The sequence below is a fragment of the Undibacterium sp. Rencai35W genome (assembly GCF_049340185.1).
GTDB lineage: Bacteria > Pseudomonadota > Gammaproteobacteria > Burkholderiales > Burkholderiaceae_D > Undibacterium.
The window spans coordinates 402,577-419,480 of the sequence record NZ_JBMPPC010000002.1 but is presented as its reverse complement, the minus strand read 5'-3'; the positions used below and the strand labels follow the sequence as shown (position 1 = coordinate 419,480).

The following is a 16,904-nucleotide window of genomic DNA, read 5'->3' as shown; positions in this document are numbered from 1 at the left end:
CCAGACCTATTCTATGCAAACCAATCTCGCTGATTTTATCAAGGACACCCGTGAAGGCCAGGAGGCAGAGGAGATCCTGCGCAAGTGTGTGCACTGCGGTTTTTGTACAGCGACTTGTCCGACCTATCAATTGCTTGGTGACGAGCTGGATGGTCCGCGAGGCCGGATTTATCTGATTAAGCAAGTGCTGGAAGGCAAGCAGGCAACCGCAAAGACGCAGCAGCATCTGGATCGCTGCCTGACCTGTCGCAATTGTGAATCTACCTGTCCGTCGGGTGTGCAATATGGACGTCTGCTGGATATCGGGCGTAAGGTTGTAGAGGATCAGGTGCCAAGACCACTGGCGCAGCGTCTGATGCGTTGGGCGCTTAAACAGGTTTTGCCACGTGCCTCGATTTTTAATCCGGCGATGAAGCTTGGGCAAGCCATACGCCCGGTCTTGCCTCAGGTATTGCAAAACAAAATACCGGCGGCGCAGCCTGCTAGCTTCTGGCCACAGACCCAGCATGCGCGCAAGATGTTGTTGCTTGATGGTTGTGTACAACCGGCGATGTCGCCCAATATCAATGCCGCGACAGCCCGTGTGCTCGACGTGCTAGGTGTGCAATTGATCGTCGCACCGAAAGCTGGTTGCTGTGGCGCGATCCGTTTTCATCTGAATGATCAAGATGGCGGACTTGACGATATGAGACGGAATATCGATGCCTGGTGGCCTTATGTAGACGCTGGTGCTGAAGCGATTGTCATGACGGCATCGGGCTGTGGCGTCACAGTGAAAGACTATGGGCATCTCTTGGCACATGACAGTGCGTATGCGGAGAAAGCGCTGCGTATCTCCGCCATGACCCGCGATCTGAGTGAAATTTTGCCTGATTTTGAGACCGCACTCGTCAAAAAATTAGCTGGGAAAATAGCGACAAGGATCGTCTGGCATCCGCCCTGTACCTTGCAGCATGGTCAGCAAATTCGCGGCAAAGTTGAGGGCTTGTTACGTCAAGTCGGCGTTGATGTGCAACTGTGTACAGACAGCCATTTATGCTGCGGTTCTGCCGGGACTTATTCGGTGTTGCAACCAGAATTATCCTATCAGTTGCGGGACAATAAATTACAGAATCTGGCGGCAACGGGCGCAGAGATGATTTTGTCCGCCAATATCGGATGTTTAACCCATTTGCAATCTGGAACGGATACACCAGTGCGGCATTGGGTAGAGTTGATTGATGCTAGTTTGTCTAATTCAGATCAGGGCAAATAAGCGCATGTGGCTGTCTTCAAATCTGGCTAGCCAGTCAAGACGACGAGCGTAAAAAAATCTGTGAATCTCTCAAGAATTTTTCAATACTGAGATTCACAGATTGTTATTTTTGTTGATTAGCGTTTATTCTGCCAGCAGCTTTTCGATGTCCGCAATCAGTTCTGCGGGTGTTGTTAGCGGCGCATAGCGGTTGTAGACAGTGCCGTCTTTTTTGATCAGGAATTTAGTAAAATTCCATTTGATCGCTTCGCTGCCCAGCAGGCCAGGTGCTTTGGATTTTAGGTACTGATACAGCGGATGTGCATCTTTACCGTTCACTTCGATTTTGGCAAATAAGGGAAACGTAACGCCGTAATTTTTCTCGCAAAATGCGCCGATTTCATCCGCAGTGCCTGGCTCCTGATGACCGAACTGATTGCAGGGAAAGCCGAGCACTTCGACGCCTTTGTCACGAAACTGCTGATAGACGGCTTCCAGTCCTTTGTACTGTGGAGTGAAGCCGCAATTGCTGGCAGTATTCACGATTAGCAGTACTTTGCCCTGGTATTGTTTCAGATCTACAGGCTGGCCTTGCAGGTTATCTGCATTAAAGTCGAGTACGCTCATACAATTCCTAAATGTGATGTGCCTGCGCTGAGGTCACGGTTTTTAGCTTCTTTACCTTTGAGCATAATTGCCAGACGCAATTCATTGACGGAGTCGGCATTGCGTAAAGCATCTTCGTACGTGATCAGATCGGCTTCGTGCAGATCAAATAGCGCCTGGTCAAAAGTTTGCATACCGATTTCGCGAGATTTTTTCATAATCTCTTTAATCTCGTGAACATCTCCTTTGAAGATCAGGTCAGAGACTAAGGGCGAGTTCAGCATAATTTCAATCGCTGCGCAGCGCCCCTTTTTGCCACGTAGTGGGATCAGGCGTTGAGAAATAACTGCTTTCAAGTTCAATGACAAATCCATCAGCAATTGCGCACGACGTTCTTCCGGGAAGAAGTTGATAATACGATCCAGCGCCTGGTTGGAGCTGTTCGCATGCAGGGTCGCCAGGCAAAGATGGCCGGTTTCTGCAAATGCAATCGCAAAATCCATGGTCTCACGGTCACGGATCTCACCGATCTGAATCACATCCGGTGCTTGACGCAAAGAGTTTTTCAGCGCGGCACCCCAGTCTTCGGTATCGATACCGATTTCACGTTGCGTGATGATGCAGTTGCCGTGCGGATGTACATACTCAATCGGATCTTCAATCGTAATGATGTGACCGTAGCTATTCGCATTACGATAGCCCAGCATTGCCGCCAGAGAGGTTGATTTACCAGAGCCAGTTGCGCCGACCATGATGACCAGACCGCGCTTGGTCATGGCGACGTCTTTCAGATGAACGGGTAAGCCAAGCTCTTCCATGGTCGGGATCGCTGTCGTAATCGTACGTAGCACCAGACCGACCCGGCCTTGTTGCATAAATGCAGAAACACGAAAACGTCCCATCCCTGCTGGGTTGATCGCAAAGTTACATTCTTTGGTTGATTCGAATTCAGCCGCTTGCTTGTCGTTCATGATCGCGCGTGCCAGGTCAATGGTATGCGCCGATGTCAGCGGCTGATTCGATACCGGTGTGACCTTGCCATCGATTTTGAAAGCAGGAGGAAACTCTGCGGTGATAAATAAATCGGAGCCATTTTTACTGAGCATCAAGCGCAGTAAATCATGCATAAATTTGGTAGCCTGATCGCGTTCCATCGTAGTACGTCCTTAATTCAAACTGATTAGCCGGAGGCTTTTCTGACGATTAGCCAGGGAAGTTATCCGGTGTTTTTGCTGCGGCTCTTGCGGTTCCGACAGAGATAACATTGCGCTTGACCAGTTCTGTCAGGTTTTGATCCAGAGTTTGCATTCCCATATTGCTACCGGTCTGGATAGAGGAATACATCTGTGCAATTTTTGCTTCACGGATCAGGTTACGGATTGCCGGTGTGCCGAGCATAATCTCATGTGCTGCAACCCGGCCTGTACCGTCTTTGGTCTTGAGCAGGGTTTGTGAAATAACGGCTTGCAATGACTCAGACAACATTGAACGTACCATTTCTTTTTCTTCTGCCGGGAAAACGTCGACGATACGATCAATGGTTTTAGCAGCAGACGAGGTGTGCAGGGTACCGAACACAAGGTGGCCGGTTTCGGCGGCAGTCAGGGCGAGGCGGATAGTCTCCAGATCACGTAACTCACCGACCAGAATAACGTCAGGATCTTCACGCAGCGCTGAGCGCAGCGCATTGTTGAATGACATCGTATGAGGCCCGACTTCACGTTGGTTGATCAGGCATTTTTTTGACTCATGGACAAATTCGATAGGATCTTCGACCGTCAGAATATGACCGTATTCATTTTCATTGACGTGATTCACCATCGCTGCCAGCGTAGTAGATTTACCGGAGCCGGTTGGTCCTGTTACCAGCACCAGGCCCCTTGGCTTGAGCGAGAGCTCAGCAAAGATGCGGGGTGTATTTAACTGTTCCAGACTGAGAATTTTGGATGGAATGGTACGCATTACAGCGGCTGCGCCACGTTCCTGGTTAAATGCATTCACACGGAAACGTGCCAGACCCGGGATGGAAAACGAGAAATCGCACTCCAGCGTTTCTTCATAGGCTTTACGCTGTGAGTCATTCATAATGTCGTAGATCAAACCATGGACATCTTTATGCTCAAGAGGGGGCAAATTAATGCGACGCACGTCACCATGCACACGTATCATAGGCGGTAAGCCAGATGACAGATGTAAGTCGGATGCGTTGTTCTTTACGGAGAACGCGAGGAGTTCTGAAATGTCCATTTATAATTCCGGTGATGAAATGATTTGCGGTGGCGTGCACAGAACTCTGATGCAATCGCACTGATCAACCTACAACTTATGCAATCCTGGCGGGACTTTTTGCCTGAATCCGGTCCCAGCTATGTTGCAAAATCAAGTATCTCGATTATGTCCTTAATATCAAGCAACTTGCAAGCCGTGCGTGATGATTTACGTGCCGCTGCCCTAGCCTGCGGTCGCGATCCTCAGGGGATTGCGCTGCTCGCCGTTTCTAAGACTTTTGATGCTCAGGCGGTTATTGATGCTGCCAGCGCCGGGCAGAGCGCCTTTGGCGAGAATTACCTGCAGGAAGCTCTGGAGAAAATGCAGCTGGTGCGCAGCCTGAGACCGGATTTGTTGCTTGAATGGCACTTTATCGGACCGATTCAAAGTAACAAGACTCGCCAGATAGCTGAGCAATTTGATTGGGTACACTCTGTTGACCGGGATAAAATTGCTAACCGCCTGTCGGAGCAGCGTCCTGCGGGCAAGCTTCCCTTGAATATTTGCCTGCAAGTGAATATCAGCCGTGAAGCTAGTAAAAGTGGTGTCATGCCAGATGAAGCACTCGCACTGGCGCAGCATATTGCACAATTGCCGCACTTACGCTTGCGCGGGCTGATGGCGGTACCTGAATCGACGGAGGATGAGCTGCATCAGCGCCAGCCGTTTCGCGAATTGCGTGAGCTACAGGAAAAAATTCAGGCTGCTTTGCTCTCATCAGGAATCACTTTAGATACATTATCGATGGGCATGAGTGCTGACAGGCACGCGGCGATTGCCGAAGGCAGTACGATGGTGCGGATAGGATCGGCAATTTTTGGAAAAAGAACATATGCAAAATAAATTGAAAATAGCATTGATCGGTGGCGGCAACATGGCGACCGCTTTAATCGGCGGTTTATTACCTGAAGTAACCGCGCCAGAGTATGTGCATGTGGTAGATCCTTATCAGGAATCGCTTGATAAACTGGCTAAGCAGTTCGGTGTCAGTACGGCATTGCAGATTGATACCAGCATTGAAAAGGCCGACATCATCATTTTATCGGTAAAGCCTCAGCAGCTCAGACAAGTCGCAGAAGCGCTTGTGCCTTATGTGTCGGCCCAATTGATCCTGTCTATCGCCGCAGGTATCCGCTCGGTGGATATCGCTCGCTGGTTAAACGGCTATCACAAAATTGTCCGTAGTATGCCGAATACGCCCGCACTGATTGGTAAAGGTGTGACAGGTTTGTATGCGACCAGCAGTGTCTCGCCTGAGCAAAGAGAGGCTGCCGATCACATTATGCAAGCCGTGGGATCGACGGTGTGGCTGGATGATGAATCTTTGATTGATGCGGTGACTGCTGTTTCCGGGAGTGGTCCTGCCTATGTATTTTATTTTATTGAGGCGATGCAGCAGGCCGCGCTGGAATTGGGGTTGCCGGCAGAGCAGGCGATGCAATTGGCAATGGCGACCTTTGACGGTGCAACTCAGCTCGCTTTGAAATCAACAGACTCCGTTGCGGTGTTACGTGAGAAAGTCACGTCTAAAGGCGGTACAACTTATGCGGCACTAAGCAGTATGGAGGCTCAAGGTGTGAAGACCGCAATCATGCAAGCAGTCAAAGCCGCTGCCGCCCGCGGTAAGGAATTGGGGGATGAGTTCGGAGCTCAGAGCTGATGATGTTTCAGCTTTAATCTTGCTTAGGGTGGGACGAGTTTTTCAAAACAGGCGCGAGGTTTTGCCAGATATTCCAGGCAATCAGTCCTGTTTTGAGTAGTCGCCACATACGGCGAGGTTTGACGATCAGCGTAGCAACTGCAAAGCCAATCCCTAACGCGGGCTGCTTTTTGATTTGCCTCACAACCTGCAGACCAAGATCCGCAAATTGCAGGGACTGCCTGATCTGTCGTCCATGTCCGGCGATCACTTCGCGCTGAACCTGAGTCTGCGCCAGGAGTTGCCGGTGGCGTTCTGCGAGTTGTTGGCTCAGTTTAGGCATGGCGATCAGAGCGATTCATCTGTTGTGCTGCTACCGCGCAAAGCGGATGCATCTTTACGCAGCTCTGCCAGGGTACTGGCTAATAATCTGGGTTTGGTCAGCATATTTTGTCGTAACCACCACCCAAGGCCAATCGCCGCACCTGAAAATACTGCCAGCAGAGAGAGCAGAACCGCCATACGGTAGCTGTCCCAGAAGGCGGCGATCAAGAGCAGTATCAGCAATAACACTGCAACACCAGCACAAAACAAAGCGACCAGCGACCACAATAAGTAAGAGGAAAAACGAGTGAGTTCTTCCTCTACCTCTACCGAAATTAATTCCAGCCGGGTATGCAGAATACCAATCAGCGTGGCGGCTAAACGGGCTACGGAATCAACGATGGCCATCGCTTATTTGCGACCGATAAGCAGTCCGACCAGCAAACCTATGCCTGCCGCGATACCGGCAGACTGCCATGGATTTTCTTTGACATAGACGTCCGTTGCATGGGCGGCGTCTTTTGCCTTGGTGACGACAGCGTCTTCTAAGCGTGTGACTTCGGCTTTAGCATTTTTTAAAGTATGCTCAAACCGGGCTTTTGCTGACTTGTAGCCCTCACCAGCTTGTTGCTCGGAATTTTTCAATAGATCTTCTGCATCCCTGATGACCTGATTTAAATCATGCATCAATTTTTCTTTATGCTGTTCGGCTGAGCTCATGGTGTTTCCTTTCAAGAGTAAATTGGAACAATTGCTAAAGACAGTGTAGGGAATTGCTTTAGGTCTAGGTTTGCGAGAAATCAAATCATCGCTAAGTAAGTTTCTGAGCGACTGCGCTGGCCTCCTGCAAATTACTTTAATGCATAGTCCAGTGCGATACCAGTAAAAATAGCGGCTCCTAACCAGTTATTGTGGCGAAACGCTTTAAAACAAGCCATGCGCTCTCTATTGCGGATTAAAGTGTAGTGATATGCCGCGAAAGCGCAGGCAATCATTAGTCCCGCAAGGAAGTAATAGCGCAGTCCCTGCTGCCAGCCGACAAACAGAATCAGGATAAAACTAATCAGGTAGCACAACATGACTGCCAGCACGTCATAGTTGCCGAAAGTGATGGCCGAGGTGCGGATGCCGATCTTAAGATCATCATCTCTGTCGACCATCGCATATTCCGTGTCATACGCAACCGCCCAGAAAATATTCGCGATCAGCAAGATCCAGGCGATCGCCGGCACGGTGTTTTGAATTGCAGCAAATCCCATCGGAATACCGAAGCCAAACGCGATGCCGAGGTAGGCCTGAGGTATTGCAAAAAACCGTTTGAAATAAGGGTAGCTAGCTGCGATCACTACCGCCAGCACCGAGAGTTGTCTGGTCAGCGTATTCAAAGGTAGGATCAGAAAAAAAGAGACCAGGGACAGTAGCACGGCTACCATCACGGCTTCCCACCCGGCAATTTTGCCACTGGTAATAGGTCGCTCGGCCGTACGTTTGACGTGTTTATCAAAATCACGGTCAGCAAAGTCGTTGATTGCGCATCCGGCAGAGCGCATCAGCACGGTACCTAAGCTGAAAATGAGCACTAAGCGCCAGTCGGGTTGACCATCCGAGGCAATCCAGAGCGCGGCGAGTGTCGGCCATAGCAATAGCAAGATACCGACCGGCTTATCAAGGCGGACTAGCTGAAAATACAGTTGGGCTCGTTGAAATATCATGCGTTTCTATTTTTATGGTTATGCGTGCCGTTGCCCAGAGGCAGATTCTTCACCAGCGAAAAAAGCAGCACTAAAAAATGAAATTATAAGGGCTATCTATACATGGCAACACTGACAATGCTATCGTAGCGCAGTCGTCATAATTCATCCGTAAAATAAAAACTGCCTGATACGCTCTAAAAAATTGATAAGCCGGTTCAGAATAATCATAAAGTGAGACATCCATGAAATTCACCTCTACAAAATTAACATGCAGTGCCAAATACCGCGCTGCCTTAGCGCTCCTGGTAATGAGTGCGTTCTCCAGTTCTGCGTATGCGGTGACGGAGATCAGCTGGTGGCATTCGATGACAGGCGCTTTGGGTGAGCGGGTCAACGGACTGGCTGAACAGTTTAATAAAAGTCAGTCTGACTATAAGGTAGTCGCGGTCTACAAAGGTAGTTATGACGAAGCAATGGCCGCCGCCATTGCGGCTTATCGGGCAGGTAATGCACCACATGTCTTACAAGTATTTGAGGTCGGTACTGCAACCATGATGTATTCCAAAGGTGCGATCAAGCCGGTCTCGGAAGTCATGAAACTCGCAGGAGAAAAATTCGACGCCTCGGTATATATTCCTGCCGTTGCCGGTTATTACACCTCGCCGAAAGGGGAGATGGTCTCCTTTCCATTTAATAGTTCAACGACGGTGTTCTATTACAACAAGGATATGTTCGCCAAAGCAGGCATGGATCCCAACAAGGCACCGTCAACCTGGCAGGAAGTTGTCGCCGCTGCGGCCCGTCTAAAGGCAAACGGCGAGAAGTGTGGCTTCACGACTGGCTGGCAGACCTGGGTACATCTGGAAAGTTTCTCTGCCTGGCACAATGTAGAGTTTGCGTCGAAAGGCAATGGTTTTGGCGGACTGGACGCGCGCTTGAAATTCAATAGTCCCTTGCATGTAAAACATATTGAAAACATGGCGAATTGGGCGAAGCAAGGTTACTTCACCTATGCCGGACGCAAGAACGAGCCCGAAGCAAAATTCTATTCAGGCGAATGTGGCATGCTGACCTCATCGAGTTCTGCTTATGGCAATGTCAGCAAAAATGCTAAATTCAAATTTGCAGTCGCACCGCTGCCGTACTACTCAGATGCTAAAGGTGCGCCGCAAAATACCATCATCGGCGGCGCGTCACTGTGGACCATGAGCGGTAAAAAGAACGATGAGTACAAAGGCGTTGCGAAGTTTTATAAATTCCTGTCGCAACCGGAAGTGCAAGCGAAATGGCATCAGGAAACCGGCTATCTGCCTATTACCAATGCCGCTTACGAGCTAACAAAAAAATCGGGTTTTTATGATAAAACACCGGGTCCGAATGTCGCTGTACAGCAGATGATCGTCAAAACCACAGAAAAATCGCGTGGTATCCGTCTCGGTAATTTTGTCCAGATCCGCACCATCATGGACGAAGAACTGGAGTCCGTCTGGGCCGGTAAAAAAACCGCAAAGGATGCTCTGGATGCTGCCGTTGCACGAGGTAATGACTTATTAGAGCGTTTCGAAAAAGCGAATAAGTAAAAAGGGTTTCAATGATATTAGAGCAAAAAAATGGTTCTTAATAACGGTCCACGCAATTGGAATCATTGTGACTTTATCGTGCTATTTGTCTATAAGAGAATTTATACCCGTTCATAATATCCGAGCCGAACTCGCTACTGTGTTGCTTATTTTAGGAGCAATGCAAGGAATTCCTGGGCTCTTGTTTACTGTTATTCCGGTCATCGTCACTAAGATTTGGCCGAAACTAGATCAGTAAACTTCTGTTTTTAGAGTCGTGGTTAAGTCGACACTTTAATTTGAGTAAAATTTTTTTAGGAAGCAGTTTGGAAAAACGCGCCCGATTTCGCTCCGCCTGGCTGCCTTATGTGCTGGTCGCGCCGCAGATCATTATTACGATCTTATTTTTTTTCTGGCCAGCAGTGCAGGCTTTATATCAATCTGTTTTGCTCCAGGATGCCTTTGGCATGTCTACGCAATTTGTCTGGTTTGATAATTTCAATATTTTATTTGCAGATCCCAGTTATCTGGCATCGTTTAAAACGACTGCGCTGTTCTCAGTTCTCGTTGCGAGCCTGGGACTGAGTATTTCGCTGGTCCTGGCTGTATTTGCTGATCGTGTCGTCAAAGGCGCTGCGATTTATAAGACCTTCCTGATCTGGCCGTATGCAGTTTCACCGGTAGTGGTCGGTGTACTCTGGATGTTTTTGCTGAACCCGACACTAGGCATACTCGCCCATGCGCTGCGTCGTTTTGGGATCGAATGGGATAGTCTCCTCAATGGCCAGCATGCGATGATTCTGGTTGTTCTCGCTGCAGTCTGGAAACAGATTAGTTATAACTTCCTGTTCTTCCTGGCGGGTCTGCAGTCGATCCCCAAATCCTTGATCGAGGCAGCTGCCATTGACGGTGCCGGACCAGTGAAACGGTTTGCCACGATTGTGTTTCCGTTGTTGTCACCGACCTCGTTTTTTTTGCTCGTAGTGAATATCGTTTATGCATTTTTTGATACCTTCGCGATTGTTGAGGCGACGACGCAAGGTGGCCCGGGTAAAGATACCGAAATTCTTGTTTACCGTGTCTTCAATGATGGCTTCAAAGGTGGTGATCTGGGCAGCGCCGCCGCACAATCCGTGATACTGATGACGATCGTGATCGTCCTGACGGTCATTCAGTTCAAATATGTTGAAAAGAAAGTGCAGTACTCATGATAGAGCGCCGTCCTTTATTGGATTTCTTCAGCCATCTGGTGTTGATACTGGGCGTGGCATTTGTCGCTTTCCCTATTTATGTTGCGCTGGTTGCAAGCAGTCAGACGGCAGAGCAGTCTGCCTTGGCGCCGATGTCATTGATTCCCGGTGATCAGTTATTCCATAACCTGTCGGCGGTCTTGAATTCGGGAGCTTCTGGTAATGTTGCGACCAGCCCTGTCGCTCGTATGATGTGGGTGAGTCTGGTCTCGGCGCTGCTGATTGCGTTTGGCAAAATATCGATTTCAATGTTGTCTGCATTTGCACTTGTGTATTTTCGTTTTCCGGGACGCACTTTGTTTTTTTGGATGATTTTCGTCACCTTAATGTTGCCGGTTGAAGTGCGTATTTCGCCTACCTATAAAGTCGTGTCGGATTTGTCGATGTTGAATTCTTACGCAGGTTTGACGATTCCCTTAATTGCGTCGGCGACGGCGACTTTTTTATTCCGGCAGTTTTTTCTGACAGTGCCAGAAGAGCTAGCGGAAGCCGCAAGGATAGACGGCGCAGGCCCGCTGCGCTTCTTTAAAGACGTGTTGTGGCCATTATCACGAACTAATCTGATTGCCTTGTTTGTCATTATGTTTATCTATGGCTGGAATCAATACCTTTGGCCGTTGCTGGTATCGACTGAGCAGAGCATGTACCCGATTGGCATTGGTATCAAACGTATGATTGCGGGTGGTGATGCGGCGGTCGAATGGAATCTGGTTATGGCGACCTTGCTGCTCGCTATGTTGCCGCCAGGCCTGGTGATTGTGATTATGCAAAAATGGTTTGTAAAAGGCCTGGTTGATTCTGAAAAGTAGAAGTCCACAGTGATATTCGTGAATAAGCCGAAAATTAGTCAAAAACAATTCGAGAATAATTTAACAATAACGAGATATGGCACAAGTTCACTTAAAAAACGTTAAAAAGACCTATGGGAAAGGTGATAAATCGGTTGCTGTCATTCACGGTATTTCGATTGATATTGCGCACGGCGAATTCATTGTGATGGTGGGACCATCGGGCTGTGGTAAATCAACCTTGCTGCGCATGGTCGCCGGTCTGGAGGAAATTTCTGAAGGTGATGTGATCATCGGTGATCGCGTCGTGAATGAGCTGGAACCGAAGGATAGAGATATCGCAATGGTATTCCAGAACTATGCTTTGTATCCGCATATGACGGTGTATCAAAACATGGCATACGGTTTGAAGATACGCGGTTTTTCTAAGGCGGATATTGAGTTGCGGGTACAAAAAGCCGCCAAGATTTTAGAGTTGGGTGAACTGTTACAAAGAACTCCGCGCCAATTGTCGGGCGGCCAGCGTCAGCGAGTTGCGATGGGGAGAGCGATTGTACGCGAGCCTGCAGTATTTTTATTTGATGAACCTTTGTCGAATCTTGACGCGAAGTTGCGTGTGCAGATGCGTTTAGAAATACAGAAACTCCACCGCACGCTGGGGACGACAAGTTTGTATGTTACACACGATCAGGTCGAGGCAATGACTTTAGGTCAGCGCATGATCGTGATGAATGCTGGCATCGCCGAGCAGATCGGGACACCCGCAGAAGTGTATAGCCAGCCGGCGACCACGTTTGTCGCCAGTTTTATCGGGTCGCCGCCGATGAATTTAATCACGGGTAATATCAGTGAAGATGGCCGTCAGATGCAGTGGGGAAGTACGATTGTCAATTTGCCGGTATTGCAGACTGAGGCAGAACGGATTGCGAGCAGAGAATTAATTCTTGGAGTGCGGCCTGAACATTTATTTATAGGAATGCCGGGATTGCCATTCGATGTTGAGCTGGTAGAAAGTCTGGGAGCTGACTTACTCGTACACGGCCAATGTGGCGGACAGGCGGTGGTTATCCGTACACCCGTCGGCACGCCGGTTCAGGCTGGTCAGCGCACCAGTGCTGGTTTTGCCGCAGATACCATGCATTGGTTTGATGCGACGACGAAGAAGCGGTTGGGCTAGGCTATTTGGCCTGATTGTGCTCAGGTTAAAATCCGGTAACGCTGTACTGACTTGCTTTCTTTATCGTTGTCATCGGTTTTAATACTGTCTGTTACATCAAACGAGGCTTGGATTTTCGTCCGGTTGTCGTGATGATGGGCGCCTAATTTGGCAGCGAATAATCCCCCTGCGAAGGCAAGAACAGCGACGCTGCCTATCAGTGAGTACAGTGTGAATTTTGTCATGGTATGCATCAGATACTCTCCATCAACAGCGCTCATTAATATCAGTTGAATCTCAGTGAATGACAGACATTAATGATCGTGACTTAGTACAAAATTGTGCGAAAAATGTGTAATAACAAAACTATCCCGCCGCAGTGAATCTGGATGTTGATGAAGGCGGGATAGTTTTTCGCATCGTAAAGCAGCGTTTAGAACTTGTAGCCCACACCCAGCGATAGCATGTTGATGACGCCCTTGTCGCCACCAAATTTATTTGGCAAGCGGTCATAATCAGCGTTCAAGGTAATATTTTTCGCCAGTGAATAACGCACACCCAAACCAAATACCGGAACGATGAATGCTTTGTCCGTTGTGGTGCCGCTGATATCAGAATAATTTGTTTTGTTTCTAGTATAGGCAATACCTGCACGACCATTCAGGGAGAAGTCATTGAAGTTCGCTTGCAGAACGTAGGACGCGCCTAATCCTTCTGTACTGCGTAAGACAGTCTCTGGGCTGGTTGTTGATAAGGTAGACGGATAGGTCGATACTGCGCTGCCAACTTTGTAATACATCAGCTCTGCACCCTGAGACACATTGACCCCTTCAAACATCGTTGGTGCAGCCATATAGCCTGCATAAATTTTGCCGCTGGATTTTGCTTTGGTGTCACAGCTGCTGGTACCCAGACAACTGAGATCGTACTTGGCGTGTGCTGCGAAATTAATACCTGCATAGGTCTCTGCCTGAGTCGGAATATTGTCTGCAGCCATTGCACTGGTCGCCGCAGTACCCGCAAACACCGTTGCAATTGCCGCCATCAGGAAAGATTTTATTTTGAACATAAGAGCCTCAATAGAAGTGAAATGTGGAAAGCAGGATTTATGCTGCACCCAAAAAATGAACCGCGGTCGTCGCCGTATTGAGTGCTGCCCGACCTTGGAGCGCAGTGTTGCAAAGATTATGGTGACGTACCAGAAAATTGTTCGAAGACCTGATATTTGGAATTTTTGGTACTGATTTGCGGTACTATTTATCAAAATTGAACTGAAATAGGGTAATCATGAGTTCACCAGAATTAGTCTTGCAAGTGCTGCGCACCGAGTTACGTGCAGCCGGTGTCACCTATAAGGTGTTGGCGGAACGCATAGGCATGAGCGAGTCCAGCATGAAGCGTATGTTTGCGCAAAAGGACATGGCGTTATCACGGCTCGCATCCATCTGCAAAGCCGCGGGGATCGCGCTGGAAGACGTGTTGCGGCAAGCGGCAGATGTCACACCGCATTCCGACAATCTGAGTCTGGCGCAAGAGCGTTCGCTGATGGCGGACCCTAAGCTATTGCTGGTTGCAATTTGTTGTCTAGGTCATTGGACTCTGGAGCAAATTGTCGAGACTTACCATTTGTCCGAGGCCGAGTGTGTGTTGCATCTGGTCGCACTGGATCGTCTGGAGCTGATCGAACTACGTCCGCATAATCGCTATCGCCTGAATGTATCCAGCGCTTTTCACTGGCGTCCTGACGGGCCGGTGCAGGCATATTTCCGCGAACACGTTGTCAGTGATTTTTTCGACGGACGATTTGACGGTCACGGTGAAACCGTGCTCTGTGTACCAGCCCGTTTATCATCTGGCAGCGCGCAGGAGGTAGTAAAAAAAATCCAGCAACTGGTTGCCGAGCTGGCGCGCCTGCATCAGGACGATCGCCGGCTGCAAGCGGAAGAGCGCGATGGTTTTACACTACTGCTCGGATTCCGCTCCTGGGAGTTCTCAGCCTTTACGGCGCTGCGTCGCCAGGAGGCAAGCACCGCAGGCCGTGTTCATACGATTGCTATGTCTAAAGTCGCGGCTAAATAGATGCTCGGTAGAGATGCATCATACTTTTTACCAGACCGGCCCCAGAAAAAGGTAGGCAGTTGAGTTGCCGCCGCGTGTTGCACCGGCACCAAAGTACAGAGGGCCAAAACGGGTATCCATGGAAATAAAGGCACTGCCCGCTTGCTTCAGATTACCGAATCGCAGTGCCTGATCGGTACCAAAGCCACCACCCAGTTCCGCTGAAAATCCCACTCGGATTGCCCCGCCCACAGTCGTTGGCATATCGCCGACACGGCGAGCGACGACCACGCGTCCCAGCAGAACAGAATTACCATCCAGTGAATCCGCCGTCGTCCCTGATAAGCGTAAAAAACCGCCGAGACTACTAGGTGCCAGGCCGCGTTGTGAGCGTGACCATTCGCCATAGATATGACCAGCCCAGTCCCCCGCCTGAAATGCTGACAAGCCTGTCAGAGACGAGCGCGCCAGTGAGGGTTCACCAAGCCCCTTACTTGGTGAGCGCTCCCATAAGGCGGTGACAAGATTACCCCGAACAGGAAAGGCCAGCGAATCGAGTGTATCGATGCGGAACTGTATGAATTGCGTCGTATCGTAATAGCGGGCGCTCGGTGCTTCTGACGTCTCAGGAAGGATTACATTGTATTTGCCGAAACGACGGCTGACACCGATTTGCAAATCGCCCCAGTTATCAAATTGCCTCCCGAGGACGATCGTACCGCTGCTGTTCTGCGCATTCACACGAAATACCTTTTTGCCTTGCTGGAACAGATCAATCGCAGTACCGCCAAATTCGACTGATGGCGCCAGATACCATGGCGAACTATCTCCCAGCGGTTGCCATAACTGTGTGCCGAGCTGCCGTTGACTGCCGAGTTTTGCGACAGTACGTAATTCTGCCCCATAGCTATTCAGCGAAGAGGCGACATGCATCATGCTTAGCGCAAAGCGATTGTCATCCGAAAAATCACTGGCTAATTCCAGCCCAAAGCGTAAGCGGTTACGGCTCGATTTCGATTCTGTCGGTTTGATTACGACATTTCTCTGGCCGTCGATATCCGTGATGTCGGTTTCGATATTATCGATATCGCCTCGACCGTATAAGCGTGTTGTGGCCTGGCGAATCTGATCAGATGTCAGCATCTGACCCGCTTGCAATCCCGTTTGTGTGACCAAGGTAGTCGGATTGATGTATTGATTGCCCTGGACGTCGATTTTGGCGATGGGTAACGGCTTTGTGCTACCTTGCTCATCATTGCTGGCTTCCAGTCTGTGCTGATCTATCACCGCGTATTGCTCCGCACTGACGCTGAGATGTTTCAGCTTATCTGACATGGCGAGCGTCGCAGTTTCACCTGCCTGGATCGCTCGCTCATGCTGACCAAAATCCAGAAAACTGATGCCCGATAAATCCGGTGCGATCAAAATATCTTTACTGGATAATTCCTTGATCGAGCGCTGTACGTTTTGCTCGGTCAGGATTTGCAGCATTTGTTGTGCGACGCCGAAGGCGCTGCTGATCTCATTTTCTTTCGCTAAAGGCGTGCCGACATTGACCGCGATCACCACATCGGCACCCATTGCCCGCGCCAGTTCTACAGGAAGATTACTCACCAGTCCGCCGTCGACGACCAGACGCTGATGTAAGCGCACGGGAGCAAACACTCCCGGTACTGCCAGCGAGGCGCGCATACTCAGGAATAGTGGTGTATCGCGCATCTCGACTAACTCTCCCGTGAGCAAATCTGACGCGACTGAACGAAACGGCAGGCCAAGCTGATTGATAGGCCGGTCGCGCATTCCTTGCGGCAGCAGACGTGTTAATGCATGCTCCAGCGCGGCATTACCCGCAGCAGCGGGAGGTAAAGAGAATCCGTTTTTTGTGACGGCGAGTTCTATCCGTGACGGCAATAATATGTCTTCTTCTTTGCGGCGGAAATCCAGATCGTAGCGCGCTGGCCGGTCAGCCAGCACTCGATCCCATGCCGTATCACGGACGATTTGCTCCAGCTCACTGACCGAGCGTCCTGCGGCATAAGCACCGCCAACCACCGCCCCCATACTGGTGCCGACGATGATATCAACGGGCACACGTTGTGCGCGTAAAGCACGCAGTACGCCGATATGTGCAAAGCCTCTTGCGCCGCCACCAGACAAGACCAATGCTACTTTGGGTCGCAATGCTGAAGTGCCGATGTCAGCAGGTGACGTAAGTGATTTCACCTCATCTTGTATAAGCGATGTATCCGCTGCGGCAAATGGAGAGATAAATAAAAACAGCGCGCAACATAGCGCTAAACCACGAAGGAGTGACATGATGAAGGCGAC

The 16,904-nt window shown here is 49.7% G+C and carries 18 protein-coding genes; 8 read left to right on the top strand and 10 right to left on the bottom strand.

Features of this window, described 5'->3' with window-relative positions; translation table 11 throughout:
* Nucleotides 1–13 precede the first annotated feature (13 nt).
* The gene (gene glcF / locus ACO0K3_RS05880) at nucleotides 14–1,255 is read left to right on the top strand and encodes a glycolate oxidase subunit GlcF (protein WP_422982792.1); all 1,242 of its coding nucleotides are present in this window, start codon (nucleotides 14–16) and stop codon (nucleotides 1,253–1,255) included.
* Between the two features lie 123 nt (nucleotides 1,256–1,378).
* On the opposite strand, the gene ACO0K3_RS05875 is transcribed toward glcF, so the two are convergent.
* The 3 genes from ACO0K3_RS05875 to ACO0K3_RS05865 are packed head-to-tail and all read right to left on the bottom strand — an operon-like array spanning nucleotide 1,379 to nucleotide 4,087.
* Entirely contained in the window at nucleotides 1,379–1,861 is a 483-nt protein-coding gene (locus ACO0K3_RS05875; protein WP_422982790.1) for a glutathione peroxidase, read from the bottom strand.
* A complete protein-coding gene (locus ACO0K3_RS05870) occupies nucleotides 1,858–2,994 on the bottom strand; it encodes a PilT/PilU family type 4a pilus ATPase (RefSeq protein ID WP_422961874.1) in 1,137 nt (378 codons plus the stop codon). Before ACO0K3_RS05870 ends, ACO0K3_RS05875 begins: the two co-directional genes overlap by 4 nt.
* Nucleotides 2,995–3,043: 49 nt before the next feature.
* Entirely contained in the window at nucleotides 3,044–4,087 is a 1,044-nt protein-coding gene (locus tag ACO0K3_RS05865; RefSeq protein ID WP_422961873.1) for a type IV pilus twitching motility protein PilT, read from the bottom strand.
* A gap of 147 nt (nucleotides 4,088–4,234) precedes the next feature.
* On the opposite strand from ACO0K3_RS05865, the gene ACO0K3_RS05860 reads away from it, so the two are divergent.
* Both ACO0K3_RS05860 and proC read left to right on the top strand, forming a co-directional pair.
* Nucleotides 4,235–4,951, top strand: a complete 717-nt coding sequence (locus tag ACO0K3_RS05860; protein ID WP_422982788.1) for a YggS family pyridoxal phosphate-dependent enzyme — start codon at nucleotides 4,235–4,237, stop codon at nucleotides 4,949–4,951.
* Nucleotides 4,941–5,768 carry a pyrroline-5-carboxylate reductase gene (gene proC / locus ACO0K3_RS05855; RefSeq protein ID WP_422982786.1) on the top strand — a complete coding sequence of 276 codons (828 nt, stop codon included), beginning with the start codon at nucleotides 4,941–4,943 and terminating at the stop codon, nucleotides 5,766–5,768. Before ACO0K3_RS05860 ends, proC begins: the two co-directional genes overlap by 11 nt.
* Nucleotides 5,769–5,781: 13 nt before the next feature.
* On the opposite strand, the gene ACO0K3_RS05850 is transcribed toward proC, so the two are convergent.
* The 4 genes from ACO0K3_RS05850 to ubiA form a co-directional block, all read right to left on the bottom strand.
* Complete coding sequence (locus ACO0K3_RS05850; RefSeq protein ID WP_422982784.1) at nucleotides 5,782–6,090, bottom strand: YqjK-like family protein; 309 nt, start codon at nucleotides 6,088–6,090, stop codon at nucleotides 5,782–5,784.
* A gap of 5 nt (nucleotides 6,091–6,095) precedes the next feature.
* Nucleotides 6,096–6,479, bottom strand: a complete 384-nt coding sequence (locus ACO0K3_RS05845; protein WP_422982782.1) for a phage holin family protein — start codon at nucleotides 6,477–6,479, stop codon at nucleotides 6,096–6,098.
* A gap of 3 nt (nucleotides 6,480–6,482) precedes the next feature.
* Nucleotides 6,483–6,791 carry a DUF883 family protein gene (locus tag ACO0K3_RS05840; protein WP_422982780.1) on the bottom strand — a complete coding sequence of 103 codons (309 nt, stop codon included), beginning with the start codon at nucleotides 6,789–6,791 and terminating at the stop codon, nucleotides 6,483–6,485.
* Between the two features lie 131 nt (nucleotides 6,792–6,922).
* Nucleotides 6,923–7,783 (bottom strand): 4-hydroxybenzoate octaprenyltransferase, encoded by an 861-nt coding sequence (gene ubiA / locus ACO0K3_RS05835; RefSeq protein ID WP_422982778.1) that lies wholly within the window; start codon nucleotides 7,781–7,783, stop codon nucleotides 6,923–6,925.
* A gap of 224 nt (nucleotides 7,784–8,007) precedes the next feature.
* On the opposite strand from ubiA, the gene ugpB reads away from it, so the two are divergent.
* From ugpB to ACO0K3_RS05815, 4 genes are all read left to right on the top strand, one after another.
* Nucleotides 8,008–9,345, top strand: coding sequence for a sn-glycerol-3-phosphate ABC transporter substrate-binding protein UgpB (gene ugpB, locus ACO0K3_RS05830; RefSeq protein ID WP_422982776.1), 1,338 nt, complete (start codon nucleotides 8,008–8,010; stop codon nucleotides 9,343–9,345).
* Between the two features lie 305 nt (nucleotides 9,346–9,650).
* Complete coding sequence (gene ugpA / locus ACO0K3_RS05825; RefSeq protein WP_422982774.1) at nucleotides 9,651–10,535, top strand: sn-glycerol-3-phosphate ABC transporter permease UgpA; 885 nt, start codon at nucleotides 9,651–9,653, stop codon at nucleotides 10,533–10,535.
* The gene (ugpE, locus tag ACO0K3_RS05820) at nucleotides 10,532–11,383 is read left to right on the top strand and encodes a sn-glycerol-3-phosphate ABC transporter permease UgpE (protein WP_422982772.1); all 852 of its coding nucleotides are present in this window, start codon (nucleotides 10,532–10,534) and stop codon (nucleotides 11,381–11,383) included. Before ugpA ends, ugpE begins: the two co-directional genes overlap by 4 nt.
* Nucleotides 11,384–11,459: 76 nt before the next feature.
* On the top strand, nucleotides 11,460–12,539 hold the full coding sequence (locus ACO0K3_RS05815) for a sn-glycerol-3-phosphate import ATP-binding protein UgpC (protein WP_422982770.1): 1,080 nt from the start codon (nucleotides 11,460–11,462) through the stop codon (nucleotides 12,537–12,539).
* Nucleotides 12,540–12,559: 20 nt separating this feature from the next.
* Here ACO0K3_RS05815 and ACO0K3_RS05810 read toward each other — a convergent pair whose 3' ends face one another.
* Entirely contained in the window at nucleotides 12,560–12,772 is a 213-nt protein-coding gene (locus tag ACO0K3_RS05810; RefSeq protein WP_422982768.1) for a hypothetical protein, read from the bottom strand.
* A 179-nt stretch (nucleotides 12,773–12,951) separates the two neighbouring features.
* A complete protein-coding gene (locus ACO0K3_RS05805; RefSeq protein WP_422982766.1) occupies nucleotides 12,952–13,587 on the bottom strand; it encodes an outer membrane beta-barrel protein in 636 nt (211 codons plus the stop codon).
* A gap of 218 nt (nucleotides 13,588–13,805) precedes the next feature.
* Between ACO0K3_RS05805 and ACO0K3_RS05800 the strand changes: the two genes are divergently transcribed.
* The gene (locus ACO0K3_RS05800) at nucleotides 13,806–14,597 is read left to right on the top strand and encodes a helix-turn-helix domain-containing protein (RefSeq protein WP_422982764.1); all 792 of its coding nucleotides are present in this window, start codon (nucleotides 13,806–13,808) and stop codon (nucleotides 14,595–14,597) included.
* Nucleotides 14,598–14,624: 27 nt separating this feature from the next.
* On the opposite strand, the gene ACO0K3_RS05795 is transcribed toward ACO0K3_RS05800, so the two are convergent.
* Nucleotides 14,625–16,892, bottom strand: coding sequence for a patatin-like phospholipase family protein (locus ACO0K3_RS05795; protein ID WP_422982762.1), 2,268 nt, complete (start codon nucleotides 16,890–16,892; stop codon nucleotides 14,625–14,627).
* Nucleotides 16,893–16,904: the final 12 nt, after the last annotated feature.

Excerpts from the sequence above, each read along its gene's own strand:
- proC (WP_422982786.1), top strand. The coding sequence starts at position 4,941 with ATGCAAAATAAATTGAAAATAGCATTGATCGGTGGCGGCAACATGGCG.
- ACO0K3_RS05815 (WP_422982770.1), top strand. The coding sequence starts at position 11,460 with ATGGCACAAGTTCACTTAAAAAACGTTAAAAAGACCTATGGGAAAGGT.
- ACO0K3_RS05860 (WP_422982788.1), top strand. The coding sequence starts at position 4,235 with ATGTCCTTAATATCAAGCAACTTGCAAGCCGTGCGTGATGATTTACGT.
- ACO0K3_RS05850 (WP_422982784.1), bottom strand. The coding sequence starts at position 6,090 with ATGCCTAAACTGAGCCAACAACTCGCAGAACGCCACCGGCAACTCCTG.
- ACO0K3_RS05800 (WP_422982764.1), top strand. The coding sequence starts at position 13,806 with ATGAGTTCACCAGAATTAGTCTTGCAAGTGCTGCGCACCGAGTTACGT.
- ACO0K3_RS05840 (WP_422982780.1), bottom strand. The coding sequence starts at position 6,791 with ATGAGCTCAGCCGAACAGCATAAAGAAAAATTGATGCATGATTTAAAT.
- ubiA (WP_422982778.1), bottom strand. The coding sequence starts at position 7,783 with ATGATATTTCAACGAGCCCAACTGTATTTTCAGCTAGTCCGCCTTGAT.
- ACO0K3_RS05870 (WP_422961874.1), bottom strand. The coding sequence starts at position 2,994 with ATGGAACGCGATCAGGCTACCAAATTTATGCATGATTTACTGCGCTTG.
- ACO0K3_RS05805 (WP_422982766.1), bottom strand. The coding sequence starts at position 13,587 with ATGTTCAAAATAAAATCTTTCCTGATGGCGGCAATTGCAACGGTGTTT.
- ugpB (WP_422982776.1), top strand. The coding sequence starts at position 8,008 with ATGAAATTCACCTCTACAAAATTAACATGCAGTGCCAAATACCGCGCT.
- ACO0K3_RS05865 (WP_422961873.1), bottom strand. The coding sequence starts at position 4,087 with ATGGACATTTCAGAACTCCTCGCGTTCTCCGTAAAGAACAACGCATCC.
- ACO0K3_RS05795 (WP_422982762.1), bottom strand. The coding sequence starts at position 16,892 with ATGTCACTCCTTCGTGGTTTAGCGCTATGTTGCGCGCTGTTTTTATTT.
- ugpE (WP_422982772.1), top strand. The coding sequence starts at position 10,532 with ATGATAGAGCGCCGTCCTTTATTGGATTTCTTCAGCCATCTGGTGTTG.
- ACO0K3_RS05845 (WP_422982782.1), bottom strand. The coding sequence starts at position 6,479 with ATGGCCATCGTTGATTCCGTAGCCCGTTTAGCCGCCACGCTGATTGGT.
- ACO0K3_RS05875 (WP_422982790.1), bottom strand. The coding sequence starts at position 1,861 with ATGAGCGTACTCGACTTTAATGCAGATAACCTGCAAGGCCAGCCTGTA.
- glcF (WP_422982792.1), top strand. The coding sequence starts at position 14 with ATGCAAACCAATCTCGCTGATTTTATCAAGGACACCCGTGAAGGCCAG.
- ACO0K3_RS05810 (WP_422982768.1), bottom strand. The coding sequence starts at position 12,772 with ATGCATACCATGACAAAATTCACACTGTACTCACTGATAGGCAGCGTC.